This window comes from Amantichitinum ursilacus (genome assembly GCF_001294205.1).
GTDB lineage: Bacteria > Pseudomonadota > Gammaproteobacteria > Burkholderiales > Chitinibacteraceae > Amantichitinum > Amantichitinum ursilacus.
Genome location: NZ_LAQT01000002.1, coordinates 156,932 through 171,419 on the forward strand (window position 1 = coordinate 156,932; position 14,488 = coordinate 171,419).

The window sequence follows — 14,488 nt, forward strand, 5'->3', positions numbered from 1 at the left end:
CTGTCTGCACTAAAACGGTTATTCTCTCCGCCATGCGTCTTCCCCGATTTCTTCTCCCTTGGCACGCCATGTTGCCGTGGCTGGTGGCCCATATCGCCATCGGCCTGGTGATGGTTGCGCTGGCGGGTTACACCTGGCTGGACCAGCGCCAGACGCAGAACGCCCGCGAACTGACCATGGCGCAGGATTTGCTGTGGCAAGAGCAAGGCCTGCGCCTGCACCTGCAAACCAATCAGAACGTGCTGGAAAACCTGGCCTATGGTCTGGCGGCGGATGGTCTCACCGAAGCCGATTTTGCCGCGCGCGCCAGTCTGCTGATGAAAGAGAACCCCGAGCTACTATCGGTGGAATATCTCGACCCCAAAGGCAAACGCATCAGCGGCTTGCCGGTCTATTCGGGCCGTCCTAACAGCCTGCCGCCGCTGGATGACAGCCAGGTGCAGGAAGCCATCGATGGCGCCGCCACGCTGGGCTACGCGGTTTACAGCAATGTTTTGCTGCGCGAAGAGCCGCAAGTGGTGTTAGTGGTGCCGTTCTATCATTTGTCGGTATACGCGGGCGCGGTGGTTGCCGCGTATTCGTTGCCCGAGTTATTGCGTCTGCGTATTCCCTGGTGGATGGTGCAACGCTACGATCTGGCGCTGCTGGATGATCAGGGCCACGTGGTCGCGCCTGCTGATGCCACGTTAATGCCTGGCTCGTTGTTAACGCGCGAAGTGGGCGTCGATCCGTTGGGCCACGAGCTGAAGTTGCGCGCCAGCGTGCACGATAATCCGCGCGCCAGCCGGCAGGTGTGGCTGCTGGCAGCCGTGTTCTTGTTGCTGGTTTTGCTGTGGTGGGCCTTGGCCATGCTGCGGCGGCGCATGCTGGAACGCCAGGCCGCTGAAATCGCATTACGTGATGAAATGGGTTTTCGCTCGGCGATGGAAGATTCGCTGACCACAGGCCTGCGGGCGATGGATCGCGATGGCCGCATCATTTATGTAAACCCGGCGTTTTGCCAGATGATGGGCTGGAGCGCGTCCGAACTATTGGGCCATGTACCGCCGATGCCTTATTGGCCGCCCGAAGAACTGGCCAATTGCGCCGCAGCCTATCGCGCCATTATGGATGGCCAGACGCCGCAGAACGGCTATCAGCTACGCTTTATGCGGCGTAACGGCGAGCGCTTTGATGTGCGGCTGTACTCCTCGCGGCTGGTGGATGGACGCGGCGAATATCGCGGCTGGATGGCGTCGTTGTACGACGTCACCGAAATCCGCAAGGAGCGTGAAGCGCTGGCCGCATCGCGCAAACAATTGCTGACCGTGCTGGAAGGGCTGGAATCGGCAGTGTCGGTGACGGACGAATCAAGCGGCCAGTTGCTGTATCGCAACCGCCACCACGACGACTTATTCCCGCTCAGCGATGACGGCGTTTGTTGCCTGGTGCCGTTGATGCCCGCTGATAGTCTGGTAGCCGAATGCCAGGACCAGAACACCGGGCGTTGGTATCACGTGCAACGGCGTCGCGTGGAATGGGTGGATCGGCGCTCGGTGTTCCTGGATATCGCAGGCGATATCACTGAGGTGCGCCAGAATGCGGAAGACCTGCGTCTGCAAAACGAAAAACTGCAGCACACGGCGCGGCTGGTCAGCATGGGTGAGATGGCGTCGAGTCTGGCGCACGAACTGAATCAGCCCCTGGCCGCCATCAGCAGCTACGCCGCCGCCGCCGAAGACATGCTCAGCGCGCAACCGCCCATGCTGGAGCGCGCGGGCGAAGTGCTGGGCAAGATCGGCGGCCAGGCGCGCCGTGCCGGCCAGATCATCCGCGGCATTCGCGATTTTGCCGCCAAGCGTGCGCCGCGCCGCGAAATCTGCAACGTGGCCGATCTGATTTCGATTCCGGTGCAACTGCTGGAACCGGTGGTGCGCAAGACGCAAGCGCGCATCATTGTGCAGTTGCCAGAGGGCTTGCCCGATTTTCCGGGCGACAATGTGATGCTGGAGCAGGTATTGTTCAACCTGCTCAAGAACGGGCTCGAAGCAATGGCCGGCATGGCCAGCAGCGATAATCCGCGTGAAATGACCGTGAGCGCGCGGGTAATCCCCGAACAGAATGCACTGGAACTGGTGATTGCCGACCGCGGCCCTGGCATGGCGGGCGTCAATGATCTGTTCCAACCGTTTTTCACCACCAAACCCGATGGTTTGGGGATCGGCCTGAATATTTGCCGCTCAGTGCTCGAACAGCACCGCGGCCATCTGGCTGTTGAACCCAACCCAGGCGGCGGCACGCGTTTTATCTGCCGTCTGCCCTTGTTTTCCACTCAGGTACTGACCGAGGAAGCCCAGTAAATGCGACCGATCGCCATCATCGACGACGATATTGCCGTGCGCGATGCGCTGACCTTGCTGTTTGAAACGCGCGGCTGGCCCGCGATCACGTTTGAATCGGCCGAGAATTTTCTGCAAGAAGCCGAGGCGGTTGATTTTAGCTGCCTGGTTATTGATGTGCGCATGACCGGCATGAGCGGCCTGGAGCTGTTTACCCGCATCAAGCAAACCGAATATCTGCCCCCCGTCATCTTTTTAACCGGCCACGGCGATGTGGCCATGGCCGTGGCGGCGGTCAAAGAAGGCGCGGCTGATTTCCTCGAAAAGCCGTGTGATAACCGAGTGCTGGTAGGCAAGATCCAGACTTATCTGGATCAGGACCAGGCACAACGCGGTGAGTGGGAAGCCCGGCAATCGCTGTCGGACCAACTGGATAACCTGACCCCGCGTGAACGCGAGGTACTGCGCGAACTGCTGGCGGGCAAGCTCAACAAGCAGATTGCCGACACGCTGACGATCAGCATCAAGACGGTGGAAGTGCACCGCGCGCGCATCTATACCAAGTTGCGTGTGCGCTCAGCCGTTGAGTTGGCCGCGTTGCTGAAAGACGTGCCCCTGACGGCCATCAGCGGCAAAAACTAACCCCTCTGGTACGCCCGTCGCGACTACATTTGCCGCAGCTGCAGCGTGAGCAAACGTAGTCTGCGTCGGGCGTGCGCTGGTGGTTGCGCTGCCGTAGCCGGGCCGGTTATTTTTTCACCGGTTTGGCCACCGGCGCGGGTGCAGGCGCGCCGCCCACGGCGATGTCATTCTTGATCCGCACATACGTGGCGTTCTTGATGCCCGGCACCTTGGTGATGTCTTCCGGACTTTTAAACGGCGTGGTCTTGCGATACTCAATGATGGCCTTCGCTTTGCCCGGCCCGATGCCCGTGAGCGTGGTCAGTTGTTCCTGTGTGGCGGTATTCAGGTTAACCGTGGCCCAGGCCGAAGCCGTCAGCACAAACAAACTGCAAAATCCGATAATCCATTTTTTCATGGCGCAAATCCTCAGTAGTTGTAAAGCACCGGCGATGAGCTGGTGTAGGCGCATCCTGAGGCGCTGGCGCATCTACTGTCTGTCTGAAACCCGCCTATGTTTGATGTGACTCCTGGCCAGTCGGTCCAGCACTACGAGAACTTTCCGGTTGCATCGGTTTTGATGCCTGCGCGTTATCGCAAAGCTGTAGCCAGCGTTTATCACTTTGCGCGGCACGCGGATGATCTGGCGGATGAAGGTGATGCGACCCCGGGTGAACGTCTGGCCGCACTGGCACAATGCCGGGCCGAACTGGTGCGCATTGAATGGGGTGAAACGCCGCAGACCGCACGCTATCAGGCCCTGGCCATCACCATCGCCAGATATGCGGTGCCGGTTTCCTTATGCCATGACTTGCTGACCGCGTTTGAGCAAGACGTCACACAGACGCGCTATGAAGATTTTGGCGAACTGGTGCAGTACTGCCGACATTCCGCAGTGCCGGTGGGGCGCATTCTGTTGCATATTTTTGGCGCGGCGACGTCAGTTAATCTGGCGCAATCGGACGGTATCTGTACCGCCTTGCAGCTGATCAACTTCTGGCAAGACGTGGCGGTGGATTGGCAAAAAGGCCGGGTTTATATTCCGCACGCCGATTTGCAGAAGTTTGGCGTGACTGAAGCGCAGATCGCCGAAGGGCAGTGCGATGTGGCGTGGAAGCGGCTGATGGCATTTGAAGTTGACCGCACACGACGCATGCTCAAGGGAGGCGCGCCGCTGGCGAATACCTTGCCGGGCCGCATCGGGCTGGAATTGCGACTCACAGTGTTATCGGCCGACGCGGTGCTGCAAAAGCTGCAGCAGGTTGATTACGACATGTTCCGGCGGCGCCCCACACTACAGAAAGGCGACTGGCCCAAACTGATCTGGCGTGCGTTGCGGCGCAAATAACAAAACGGCGAGCACGCAGCTCGCCGTTTTTTTTGTGCCTGATTTCAGTCACGTAGCGGTTCGACCACTACCGCGCTGGCATCGGCGGCGCTGCCCGGCTGCTGGCTATACGGCGTCGGGCTGAACGGCGCATCAGGCGTGCCCTTACTGCGTGGGGCGCTGGCGACGGGGGCGCTGGCGGCGCCAGAGGCTTTGCCCACGCGGTGCAATACGCCCGTGGAGCTGGGTTTGCTTTGTTGTTGCGGTAAATACAGATTGCCTTTGAAGCCGCAGGCACCGAGGGCAATCACGGCAAACAGGCTGACGAATACGCGCATGGGAGAGCTTTGGTGGCAAAATCGCGATATTACCACCGCCCCAGGCCCGACTGATGACTGAAACCGAATTCCTCGCCTTGTCCGATGCCATTTTTGACCGCATCGAAGCCGCCTGCGATGACGCCGACGCCGAAATTGACCCGCTGCGCCAGGGCAATGTGCTCGAACTTGAGTTCGACGATGGCAGCAAAGTGATCGTCAACCGGCATGTACCCAATCAGGAGCTGTGGATTGCCGCCCGCCATGGCGGCTTTCACTACCGCTTTGTCGATCGCGCCTGGATCAATACGCGCGGCGACGGCGAATTTTTTGCCGACCTGGCCGAAGCGTTCCGGATCCACAGTGGTGAAGATTTCCACTTTCCCGAACTGCAATAGGTCGGGTTAGACTCCGGTTGGTTTTTGATACATTGGCGGCTGGCCAATGTTTTTCCGGGGATCTTTCTTGTCTGGTTTTTGTTTGCTGAAACGCCCGCTGACCGCGTTGCTGATGGCCAGCCTGCTGGCCGCGCCCAGCTTTGCCGACATCAATCTGCCCGAGCTGGGCGACGTGTCGCAAGAAGGCATGACGCCACGCGATGAGCACCAGGTGGGCGAGGCTGCGGTCATTGAAATGCGCCGTAGCGGCAGCATGATGGAAGATCCCGAAGTCACCACCTATATCAACCAGTTGGGCAACCGCCTGGTTGAAGCCAACGGCACCAGCCTGCCGTTTACCTTTTTTGTGATGAACTCGCCCGAGGTCAACGCGTTTGCGCTGCCGGGTGGCTTTGTTGCGGTGTATAGCGGTCTGATCGGCGCCACTCAGCATGAGTCCGAACTGGCGGCCGTGATGTCGCACGAAATCTCGCACGTTACCCAGCACCATATCGCCCGCTTGATCGACGCCCAGCGCGCAATGCCGTGGCTAACCATGGCGGCGATGGGGTTGGCGCTATTGGCGTCGCGCAGTGGCTCGGGCGATCTGGCCATGGGCGCATTGGCGGCCAGCAGCGGCTATGCCATTCAGCGCCAGCTCGATTTTACTTATGCATTTGAGCAAGAAGCCGACCGCATCGGTATGCAAACGTTGATCAAGTCGGGTTTTGATCCTTGGGCCATGCCGACGTTTTTTGATCGATTGCAGCGTTATAACCGGCTGGTGGAAAACAACGCGCCCGAATTCCTGCGTACTCACCCAGTCACTTATAAACGCATCACCGATGCGCAAGAGCGGCTGCAAGACCAACCGTATAAACAGGTGCCGGATTCCGCTGATTATTTGTTTGTGCGTGAGCGTGCGCGCGTTTTGCAGAGCGATAACAAAGCCACGGTGGACATGTACAAAGCCACCCTCGCGGGCAAACGCTACGGCAATTTGCCGGCGCATTTATATGGATTGGCATTGGCGCAATCGAAGGCACGCGATTTTGACGGCGCGTGGCTGACGCTGCAAAAAGCGCACGATGCGTTTGGTCTGGCGCGCTCGCATCCGGCGCTGGAATATCTGGGCGGCTCAATAAGGATGGGGCAGGGGCGCTATGACGAGGCCATCAAACTATTCCGTGAAGGTGAGCGCCATTTTCCCGGCAGCCGCGTGCTGGTTTATGGCGAGATCGATGCCTTGATTGCAGCGCGCAATTACCCCGATGCCTTGAAAGCCGCGCAATCGGCGCAGGAGTTGTATCTATCGGATGCGTGGCTATATCAGCGCCAGGCGCGTATTTACGAGGCGCAAGGTCAGTCGCAGCAGCGCCATCGGATGCAGGCTGAATACTATGCGCGGCTGAATGAATACGGCGCGGCGGTGGAGCAACTGGAACTAGCCCAGCGCGACCCTTCCAATGATTTTTATCTGGCCTCCAGCATCGATGCGCGCTTGAAAGAACTGCAATCGATGCGCGGCGAAGACAAGGATAAAAAGCGCTAACGCACGCTCAGGCCTCTGGCAATCCGGCCTTTTTGCGCAATATGCTGAGATACGTGGCCGGATCGGGTGGCAGATTGTAGCGCTGCGCTTGCCATAGCATTTCGCCCAGACCTTCCATCATCCAGTGCAGCGCGTCATGTTCATTGCCTGCGGCTTTAACCAATTGTTGATGCAGATCGCGAATACCAAACGGTTGGTCGATCGATAATTGCTCGGCGATGGCCAGATGCATGCTGATATGCAAAAACGGATTGGTTTCGCCATATTCCACCGGCCAGTCCTGATCAATGTAATCAGGGCTTAAAAACGGTTGATATTCGGGATGGCGGTCCAATACGCTGGCGGTGATCTTTTCGAGATCGGTCATCACTTCCTGGGCGCGGTATTTGCGCCAGGTCTCGATAAAGAAGTGTCGCGCTTCATCGCGCGAAGGGTTGAACAGCATAGAATCCGGTCTTCCAGTTTTTCAGCAATCAAGGAGTACATCTGCATGGCCGCCAGTCTTTACGAAATCCACGTCACCGATATTGCGGGCAATGATGTCGCAATGGAACGCTTTCGCGGGCAGGTGATTCTGGTGGTGAATGTGGCCAGCAAATGTGGGTTTACTCCGCAATATGAGGGCTTGCAGGCGCTTTACCAGCAATACCGTGATCGCGGCCTGGTGGTGCTGGGGTTTCCGTGCAACCAGTTTGGCGCGCAGGAGCCAGGTTCGGAAGCCGAAATCCAGCAGTTCTGCAGCACCAGTTACGGCGTGGATTTTCCCATGTTTGCGCGCGTTGATGTGAATGGCGAGCATGCTGACCCGCTGTTCCAGCATCTGAAGGCCTCGCAACCGGGGCTGCTGGGCACGGAAGGCATCAAATGGAATTTCACCAAGTTCCTGATCGATCGTCAGGGCAATGTGGTGGATCGCTTCGCCCCGACCACCACCCCGGACAGTCTGCGCAACGATATTGAAAAACGGCTGTAATACGGCGGATGTGCTTGATCTGGCGGGCTTTAACGCCCCTGCAAGCGGCGGGCACAACAGTAAGAAATGGCAGCCTAAGCTATTGAAACGTTGAAGCTATCAGTGGTTTCGGATAAACTCCGTAAAATTTTGCACACGAAGAACGGGCCAGGGCAACCTGTCCCGTTTTTCTACGTGTAGGGGAGCTTGAACCGCTCGACGGCCCCACACAGAAGGGGTGCGGCGGACGTATTTTCTCCCGTCTCTTTCCTCTATCTATGCGGGCGCAATGCCCAGGAGCCGCCAGTGTCCAAACCTGCTTTACTTGCGCTTGCCGACGGCACCCTGTTTCACGGTACTTCCATCGGCGCCGACGGTGAAACCATCGGCGAGGTGGTATTCAACACCGCGATCACCGGTTACCAGGAAATCCTCACCGATCCTTCATATTGCCGTCAGATTGTTACGCTGACGTACCCGCACATTGGCAACTATGGCGTTAACGCCGAAGACGCCGAAGCACGTGGTGTCTACGCCGCCGGCCTGATCATCCGCGATCTGCCGCTGCTACATTCCAGCTTCCGCGCCGAAATGAGCTTGTCCGAATACCTGGTCAAGAACAACACGGTCGCCATCGCCGACATCGATACCCGCAAACTGACGCGCATTCTGCGTGAGAAGGGCGCACAGCCCGGCTGCATCGTCAGTGGCGACAATATCGATGCTGCGGCTGCCGTCGAAAAAGCCCGTTCGTTTGGTTCGATGGCGGGCCAGGATCTGGCCAAGGTCGTCAGCGCCAAAGAAAAATTCGAGTGGACCACTGCCGAGTGGAAACTGGGCGTGGGTTACACCGTACAGTCCAGCCCGCGTTTGCGCGTGGTGGCTTACGATTACGGCGTCAAATACAACATCCTGCGCATGCTGGCCGAACGCGGTTGCCAACTGACCGTAGTGCCGGCGCAAACCCCGGCAGCCGACGTCCTGGCGATGAATCCCGATGGCGTGTTTTTGTCGAATGGCCCGGGCGACCCGGAGCCATGTGATTACGCAATCGAAGCGATCAAGGTATTCCTGGAAAAGAATGTGCCGACTTTCGGCATCTGTCTGGGCCATCAGTTGCTAGGCCTGGCCAGCGGTGGCAAGACCAGCAAGATGAAGTTTGGTCACCACGGCGCCAACCATCCGGTGCAAGACCTTGATAGCAAACGCGTGATGATCACCAGCCAGAACCATGGCTTTCAGGTGGACGAAACCAGTTTGCCCGCCAATGTCCGCGTAACCCATCGCTCGCTGTTTGACGGCACTGTGCAAGGGATTGCGCTGACCGATCGTCCGGCCTTCAGCTTCCAGGGGCACCCGGAAGCCAGCCCGGGCCCGAACGATGTGGCGTATCTGTTCGATCGCTTTATCAAGATGATGGAAGAACACCGGTCGTGAGGACGTAGTCCCGGCGGCGCCCGCGCGCCGCGTCACTGCCTTCTCACTTCATACAGGTAACCGCAATGCCCAAACGTACAGACATTAAAAGCATTCTTATCATCGGCGCTGGCCCCATCATCATCGGTCAGGCTTGCGAATTCGATTACTCCGGCGCGCAAGCATGTAAAGCGCTGCGCGAAGAGGGTTACAAGGTCATTCTGGTCAACAGCAATCCGGCCACGATCATGACCGACCCCAACATGGCCGACGTCACCTACATCGAGCCCATCACCTGGCAGGTGGTGGAAAAGATTATCGATAAAGAACGTCCGGATGCCATTCTGCCCACCATGGGCGGCCAGACCGCGCTGAACTGTGCGCTGGATCTGTGGCGCAACGGCGTGCTCGACAAATACAAGGTCGAGCTGATCGGTGCTTCGCCCGAGGCCATCGACAAGGCGGAAGACCGCCAGAAATTCAAAGCCGCAATGGACAAGATCGGCCTCGGTTCGGCCCGTTCCGCCATTGCGCACACCATCGACGAAGCGCTGGCGGCACAAGCCAACCTGGGCTTTCCGTCGATTATTCGTCCGTCGTTTACCATGGGTGGTTCGGGCGGCGGTATCGCTTATAACATCCAGGAATTCATCGAAATCTGTACCCGCGGTCTGGATTTGTCGCCGACCAACGAATTGCTGATCGAAGAATCGCTGCTGGGCTGGAAAGAATACGAGATGGAAGTGGTGCGTGACCGCGCCGACAACTGCATCATCGTGTGTTCGATCGAGAACCTGGACCCGATGGGCGTCCACACCGGCGATTCGATCACCGTAGCCCCGGCGCAAACGCTGACCGACAAGGAATACCAGATCATGCGTAACGCATCGATCGCGGTATTGCGTGAAATCGGCGTGGATACTGGCGGTTCCAACGTGCAGTTCTCGGTGAATCCGAAAGACGGCCGTCTGATCGTGATCGAAATGAACCCGCGCGTGTCACGTTCTTCGGCACTGGCCTCGAAAGCCACCGGTTTCCCGATTGCCAAGATTGCCGCCAAGTTGGCCGTGGGTTACACGCTCGACGAACTCAAAAACGAGATCACCGGCGGCAAGACCCCGGCCTCGTTTGAACCGTCGATCGATTACGTGGTGACCAAGATTCCGCGTTTTGCTTTCGAGAAATTCCCGCAAGCCAATGATCGCCTGACCACGCAGATGAAGTCGGTGGGCGAAGTGATGGCCATCGGCCGCACGCAACAGGAATCGCTGCAGAAAGCGCTGCGTGGCCTCGAAACCGGCATGTCCGGCTTTGACGAGCTGACCACCGACCGCGCGCAGATCGAATCCGAGATCGCCTCGCCCGGCCCAGAGCGCCTGTGGTACGTGGCCGATGCCTTCCGCGTGGGCATGAGCCTGGAAGAAGTGCATGCACTGAGCAAGATCGACCCGTGGTTCCTGGCGCAGATCGAAGATTTGCTGAAAGACGAAGCGCTGATTCGCGGCCGTGCGCTGGATAGCCTGACTGCGGCTGACCTGCGTCGCCTGAAGCGCAAGGGCTTCTCGGATCGCCGTATCGGCGCGCTGCTGGGCACTGATCAGAACGCTGTGCGTCGTGCTCGCCATGCCTTTGGCATCCGCCCGATCTACAAGCGGGTGGATACTTGCGCGGCCGAGTTCGCAACCGACACTGCTTATATGTATTCCAGCTACGACGAGGAATGCGAAGCCAATCCGACCAACAACAAGAAAGTAATGGTGTTGGGCGGCGGGCCGAACCGGATCGGGCAGGGGATCGAGTTTGACTATTGCTGCGTGCACGCCGCACTGGCGCTGCGCGAAGATGGCTACGAAACCATCATGGTCAACTGCAACCCGGAAACCGTTTCGACCGATTACGACACGTCGGATCGCCTGTACTTCGAGCCGCTGACGCTGGAAGACGTGCTCGAAATCGTCGCGGTGGAAAAACCGGTGGGCGTGATCGTGCAATATGGCGGTCAGACCCCGCTGAAACTGGCGCGTGCGCTGGAAGCCAACGGCGTGCCTATCGTCGGTACCAGCCCGGACATGATTGACGCCGCTGAAGATCGCGAGCGTTTCCAGAAACTGTTGCAAGACCTGAACCTGCGCCAGCCGCCGAACGCCACCGCGCGCAATGAGAAGGACGCGTTGGTGCTGGCAGCCAAGTTGGGCTATCCGCTGGTGGTGCGCCCGTCCTACGTGCTGGGCGGCCGTGCCATGCGCATCGTGCATTCCGAAGACGACCTGAGCCGCTACATGCGTGAGGCCGTCAAGGTTTCGAACGACAGCCCGGTGCTGCTGGACCGCTTTTTGAATGATGCGATTGAAGTCGATGTTGATGCGATCTCCGACGGTGAGAACGTGTTGATTGGCGGCATCATGGAACACATCGAACAGGCGGGCGTGCACTCGGGTGACTCGGCGTGCTCGCTGCCGCCGTATTCGCTGAGCAAAGAACTGCAAGACGAGCTGCGCCGCCAGACCGTGGCCATGGCCAAGGCGCTGAATGTAATCGGGCTGATGAATGTGCAGTTTGCGATTCAAGGTCAGGGCGAAAACGCAACCGTGTTTGTGCTGGAAGTGAACCCGCGTGCTTCGCGGACCGTGCCGTACGTGTCGAAGGCGACCAGCCTGCCGTTGGCCAAGATTGCCGCGCGCTGTATGGTCGGCCAGTCGCTGCCGTCGCAGGGCGTGACCGCAGAAGTGATCCCGCCGTATTACTCGGTGAAAGAAGCCGTATTCCCGTTCGTGAAGTTCCCGGGCGTCGACACCATCCTGGGTCCGGAAATGAAATCGACCGGCGAAGTCATGGGCGTGGGCGAGACGTTTGCCGAGGCGTTTGTGAAGTCGCAACTGGCCGCCAGCATCGTGCTGCCGACCAGCGGCAATGTGTTTATCTCGGTCAAGGAAAGTGACAAGCCGGTGGCGATTGAATGCGCCCGCGTGTTGCTGCAACTGGGCTTCAAGATTTTTGCCACCAAGGGCACGGCCACCGCGTTTGAAGCGGCCGGTGTCGAGGTGACTGCGGTCAACAAAGTGATGGAAGGCCGCCCGCACATCGTCGACATGGTCAAGAATGGCGAAATTGCCATGATCGTGAACACGGTGGAAGAGCGCCGTCAGGCCATTCAGGACAGCTACTCGATTCGTCATGAAGCGCTGAAGGCCAAGCTGCCGGTGTACACCACGGTGGCGGGCGCGCGCGCAGCCTGCATCGGCTTGCGCGACCTGGGCGAACTGAAGGTGTATGACCTGCAGGGCTTGCACCGTCAGCTCAAAGGCTGATAACTTAGCGCCTTGAAACGCCACAACCGCCGTCCTTCGGGTCGGCGGTTGTGCTTTTTATTGTCTGGCCGTTCCTCCGCTGTGGCGGAATCTGAAGGCCACAGGAGAGAAAAAATGATCAAGATCCCGCTGACCGTTGTCGGTGCGGAAAAACTGAAGGTGGAATTGCAACACCTCAAGAGTGTCGCTCGCCCCGAAGTGATCGCCGCGATTGCCGAAGCCCGTTCGCACGGTGATTTGTCGGAAAACGCAGAATACGATGCCGCTAAAGAAAAACAATCGTTCGTAGAAGGCCGCATTGCCGAGCTGGAAGCGAAACTGTCCAACGCCCAGGTCATCGATCCCGCTTCGCTGGCGCCTTCCGCTGAAGGCCGCATCGTGTTCGGCGCAACGGTGGATCTGGAAGATATGGATGCTGGCAACAACGTCACCTATCAGATCGTGGGCGACGATGAAGCCAACCTCAAGGAAGGCAAGATTTCGGTATCCAGCCCGATCGCCCGCGCCTTGATTGGCAAATACGCCGGCGACGTGTGCGAAGTGGTCGCCCCCGGCGGCATTCGCGAATACGAAGTGCTGGATGTGAAATATCTGTAATGCAATTCCCGGGCGTACTACCGGCGGCGTGATTCAATATCACGGCGCGGGCAGTGCGCCTTTGTCTTTTCAGCGGCTCCAATAACAAAGCGCGTAAAGCATGGGCAACGGACTTAAAAATATTCTTACGGTGCTGTGGATCGGCGGCATGTGGATTATCGGGCTGGCGGTGACGCCAGTGCTGTTTGCCACGCTGGACCGCGCAAGCGCCGGGCTGGCTGCGGGCAAGATTTTTCATCTGATCGGCTGGATCGGTATCGCAGCCGGTTTGTATTTGCTGATTTATCGCATCTGGTTTGAAGGCCTGCGGGCATTCAAAACCGGCGCATTCTGGCTATTGATTGGCATGCTGGTGTGCACGTTGATTAACCAGTTCGCGATTTTCCCGATTATTGCTGGCATCAAGAGCGCATTAAGCCAGAGTGCTCAAGGCGTGTTCGGCGGTGGCTTTGCCAATTGGCATGCCATTTCGACCGGCATTTATATGATCCAGTCGGCATTGGGTTTGCTGTACGTCTGGAATATGGACAGCAAATAAAAACGCGCTGCCGTGGCAACGCGTTTTTGATCGGGCAGGGGCTTTAGAGAGCCCCGCAATCTGATTAACCCTTGGCCGAACCTTTGGCAGGCTTGGCGGGCGTTTTATTCGCTACTTTGGCCACCTTGGCGGCGCCGGGCAGCGTAAAGCGGGTGCGGGCGGCATCAGCCTGGCGGAAGATGATCAACAGCTTGCCCAGATGCTGCACCGGCTCTGCGCTCAGATCGGTACAAATCTGTTGCAGAAACTGCTCGCGCAGCGCACGGTCATCACCGAGTACACGCACTTTGATCAGTTCATGGGCATCCAGATTGACCGCAATCTCGCGGATCACCGAGTCGGTCAGGCCATTGTTGCCGATCATGACAACGGGGTTGAGATGATGGGCAAGTCCACGCAGGTAACGGCGCTGATCAGCAGTGAGTTCCATTTTTAGCTTTTAATACCTTGAAAAAACAGGCGATTGTACTGTATGGCACGTTCCAACTCCAGTAACGCGTGGCTGAAAGAGCACGTTAACGATCATTATGTGCATATGGCGCAGAAGGATGGTTACCGCGCGCGGGCAGCCTACAAGCTGCTGGAAATCAATGAAAAAGACCGTTTGATCCAGCAAGGCATGTGGGTGGCCGACCTGGGGGCGGCGCCTGGCAGCTGGTCACAGGTGGCGGCAAAGCTGGTGGGCGGCAAAGGCCGGGTGCTGGCGCTTGATCTTCTCGAAATGGCTTACATCCCTGGCGTTGATTTTATTCAGGGTGACTTTCGCGAAGACGATGTCTTGCAGCAATATACGTCATTGCTGGGAGATCGCCAGGTAGACCTTGTGATTTGCGATATGGCCCCAAATATCACCGGTAATGCGGTCACGGATCAGGCCCGTTCCATGTACTTGTGTGAGCTGGCGCTTGAATTTGCCCGCGATCATTTGAAACCTGGCGGCAGTTTTCTGGTCAAGACGTTTCAGGGCTACGGCTATAACGAATACATAGCCGCAATGCGTGACACTTTCGCCACGGTGCTCACACGTAAACCCAAGGCCTCGCGCGACCGTAGCGCGGAAATGTATTTGCTTGGCAAGCAGAAAAAGGAATGAGCGGTTAATATTCCGCTATGCAGCAAGCGTTTATACAGAAGGGGCAAAGCGGTACGCGTTTTGCGGTTTCTC

Annotated in this window: 15 protein-coding genes; 11 read left to right on the forward strand and 4 right to left on the reverse strand. The window is 58.1% G+C overall.

The window, feature by feature from the left end; all coding sequences use genetic code 11:
- Window positions 1-68 precede the first annotated feature (68 nt).
- A complete protein-coding gene (locus WG78_RS03020; RefSeq protein ID WP_053936310.1) occupies window positions 69-2,339 on the forward strand; it encodes a PAS domain-containing sensor histidine kinase in 2,271 nt (756 codons plus the stop codon).
- Complete coding sequence (locus WG78_RS03025; RefSeq protein ID WP_053936311.1) at window positions 2,340-2,960, forward strand: response regulator transcription factor; 621 nt, start codon at window positions 2,340-2,342, stop codon at window positions 2,958-2,960.
- A gap of 106 nt (window positions 2,961-3,066) precedes the next feature.
- On the opposite strand, the gene WG78_RS03030 is transcribed toward WG78_RS03025, so the two are convergent.
- Window positions 3,067-3,357, reverse strand: coding sequence for a ComEA family DNA-binding protein (locus WG78_RS03030; RefSeq protein ID WP_053936312.1), 291 nt, complete (start codon window positions 3,355-3,357; stop codon window positions 3,067-3,069).
- Window positions 3,358-3,453: 96 nt separating this feature from the next.
- On the opposite strand from WG78_RS03030, the gene hpnC reads away from it, so the two are divergent.
- A complete protein-coding gene (gene hpnC / locus WG78_RS03035; RefSeq protein WP_053936313.1) occupies window positions 3,454-4,287 on the forward strand; it encodes a squalene synthase HpnC in 834 nt (277 codons plus the stop codon).
- Between the two features lie 44 nt (window positions 4,288-4,331).
- Here hpnC and lptM read toward each other — a convergent pair whose 3' ends face one another.
- Window positions 4,332-4,604, reverse strand: coding sequence for an LPS translocon maturation chaperone LptM (gene lptM / locus WG78_RS03040; RefSeq protein WP_053936314.1), 273 nt, complete (start codon window positions 4,602-4,604; stop codon window positions 4,332-4,334).
- Between the two features lie 53 nt (window positions 4,605-4,657).
- Between lptM and cyaY the strand changes: the two genes are divergently transcribed.
- Both cyaY and WG78_RS03050 read left to right on the forward strand, forming a co-directional pair.
- Window positions 4,658-4,981: an iron donor protein CyaY gene (gene cyaY / locus WG78_RS03045; protein ID WP_053936315.1), complete on the forward strand. Its 324-nt coding sequence runs from the start codon at window positions 4,658-4,660 to the stop codon at window positions 4,979-4,981.
- Window positions 4,982-5,063: 82 nt separating this feature from the next.
- Window positions 5,064-6,512 (forward strand): M48 family metalloprotease, encoded by a 1,449-nt coding sequence (locus WG78_RS03050; protein WP_053936316.1) that lies wholly within the window; start codon window positions 5,064-5,066, stop codon window positions 6,510-6,512.
- 7 nt (window positions 6,513-6,519) lie between these two features.
- Here the strand turns inward: WG78_RS03050 and WG78_RS03055 are convergent, their stop codons facing one another.
- Complete coding sequence (locus WG78_RS03055; protein ID WP_201782349.1) at window positions 6,520-6,957, reverse strand: DUF1841 family protein; 438 nt, start codon at window positions 6,955-6,957, stop codon at window positions 6,520-6,522.
- A 45-nt stretch (window positions 6,958-7,002) separates the two neighbouring features.
- On the opposite strand from WG78_RS03055, the gene WG78_RS03060 reads away from it, so the two are divergent.
- The 5 genes from WG78_RS03060 (at window position 7,003) to WG78_RS03080 (ending at window position 13,323) form a co-directional block, all read left to right on the forward strand.
- Window positions 7,003-7,485 carry a glutathione peroxidase gene (locus WG78_RS03060; RefSeq protein WP_053936317.1) on the forward strand — a complete coding sequence of 161 codons (483 nt, stop codon included), beginning with the start codon at window positions 7,003-7,005 and terminating at the stop codon, window positions 7,483-7,485.
- 285 nt (window positions 7,486-7,770) lie between these two features.
- A complete protein-coding gene (gene carA, locus WG78_RS03065; protein WP_053936318.1) occupies window positions 7,771-8,901 on the forward strand; it encodes a glutamine-hydrolyzing carbamoyl-phosphate synthase small subunit in 1,131 nt (376 codons plus the stop codon).
- 65 nt (window positions 8,902-8,966) lie between these two features.
- Complete coding sequence (carB, locus tag WG78_RS03070; protein WP_053936319.1) at window positions 8,967-12,188, forward strand: carbamoyl-phosphate synthase large subunit; 3,222 nt, start codon at window positions 8,967-8,969, stop codon at window positions 12,186-12,188.
- A gap of 114 nt (window positions 12,189-12,302) precedes the next feature.
- Window positions 12,303-12,785 (forward strand): transcription elongation factor GreA, encoded by a 483-nt coding sequence (gene greA, locus WG78_RS03075; protein WP_201782350.1) that lies wholly within the window; start codon window positions 12,303-12,305, stop codon window positions 12,783-12,785.
- Between the two features lie 100 nt (window positions 12,786-12,885).
- On the forward strand, window positions 12,886-13,323 hold the full coding sequence (locus tag WG78_RS03080) for a DUF4149 domain-containing protein (protein ID WP_053936320.1): 438 nt from the start codon (window positions 12,886-12,888) through the stop codon (window positions 13,321-13,323).
- A 64-nt stretch (window positions 13,324-13,387) separates the two neighbouring features.
- Here WG78_RS03080 and yhbY read toward each other — a convergent pair whose 3' ends face one another.
- Entirely contained in the window at window positions 13,388-13,753 is a 366-nt protein-coding gene (gene yhbY, locus WG78_RS03085; protein ID WP_053936321.1) for a ribosome assembly RNA-binding protein YhbY, read from the reverse strand.
- Between the two features lie 42 nt (window positions 13,754-13,795).
- Between yhbY and rlmE the strand changes: the two genes are divergently transcribed.
- Complete coding sequence (gene rlmE / locus WG78_RS03090) at window positions 13,796-14,416, forward strand: 23S rRNA (uridine(2552)-2'-O)-methyltransferase RlmE (protein ID WP_053936322.1); 621 nt, start codon at window positions 13,796-13,798, stop codon at window positions 14,414-14,416.
- The last annotated feature ends 72 nt before the right edge of the window (window positions 14,417-14,488 follow it).

Excerpts from the sequence above, each read along its gene's own strand:
- WG78_RS03020 (WP_053936310.1), top strand. The coding sequence starts at position 69 with ATGTTGCCGTGGCTGGTGGCCCATATCGCCATCGGCCTGGTGATGGTT.
- WG78_RS03025 (WP_053936311.1), top strand. The coding sequence starts at position 2,340 with ATGCGACCGATCGCCATCATCGACGACGATATTGCCGTGCGCGATGCG.
- WG78_RS03030 (WP_053936312.1), bottom strand. The coding sequence starts at position 3,357 with ATGAAAAAATGGATTATCGGATTTTGCAGTTTGTTTGTGCTGACGGCT.
- hpnC (WP_053936313.1), top strand. The coding sequence starts at position 3,454 with ATGTTTGATGTGACTCCTGGCCAGTCGGTCCAGCACTACGAGAACTTT.
- lptM (WP_053936314.1), bottom strand. The coding sequence starts at position 4,604 with ATGCGCGTATTCGTCAGCCTGTTTGCCGTGATTGCCCTCGGTGCCTGC.
- cyaY (WP_053936315.1), top strand. The coding sequence starts at position 4,658 with ATGACTGAAACCGAATTCCTCGCCTTGTCCGATGCCATTTTTGACCGC.
- WG78_RS03055 (WP_201782349.1), bottom strand. The coding sequence starts at position 6,957 with ATGCTGTTCAACCCTTCGCGCGATGAAGCGCGACACTTCTTTATCGAG.
- WG78_RS03060 (WP_053936317.1), top strand. The coding sequence starts at position 7,003 with ATGGCCGCCAGTCTTTACGAAATCCACGTCACCGATATTGCGGGCAAT.
- carB (WP_053936319.1), top strand. The coding sequence starts at position 8,967 with ATGCCCAAACGTACAGACATTAAAAGCATTCTTATCATCGGCGCTGGC.
- greA (WP_201782350.1), top strand. The coding sequence starts at position 12,303 with ATGATCAAGATCCCGCTGACCGTTGTCGGTGCGGAAAAACTGAAGGTG.
- WG78_RS03080 (WP_053936320.1), top strand. The coding sequence starts at position 12,886 with ATGGGCAACGGACTTAAAAATATTCTTACGGTGCTGTGGATCGGCGGC.
- yhbY (WP_053936321.1), bottom strand. The coding sequence starts at position 13,753 with ATGGAACTCACTGCTGATCAGCGCCGTTACCTGCGTGGACTTGCCCAT.
- rlmE (WP_053936322.1), top strand. The coding sequence starts at position 13,796 with ATGGCACGTTCCAACTCCAGTAACGCGTGGCTGAAAGAGCACGTTAAC.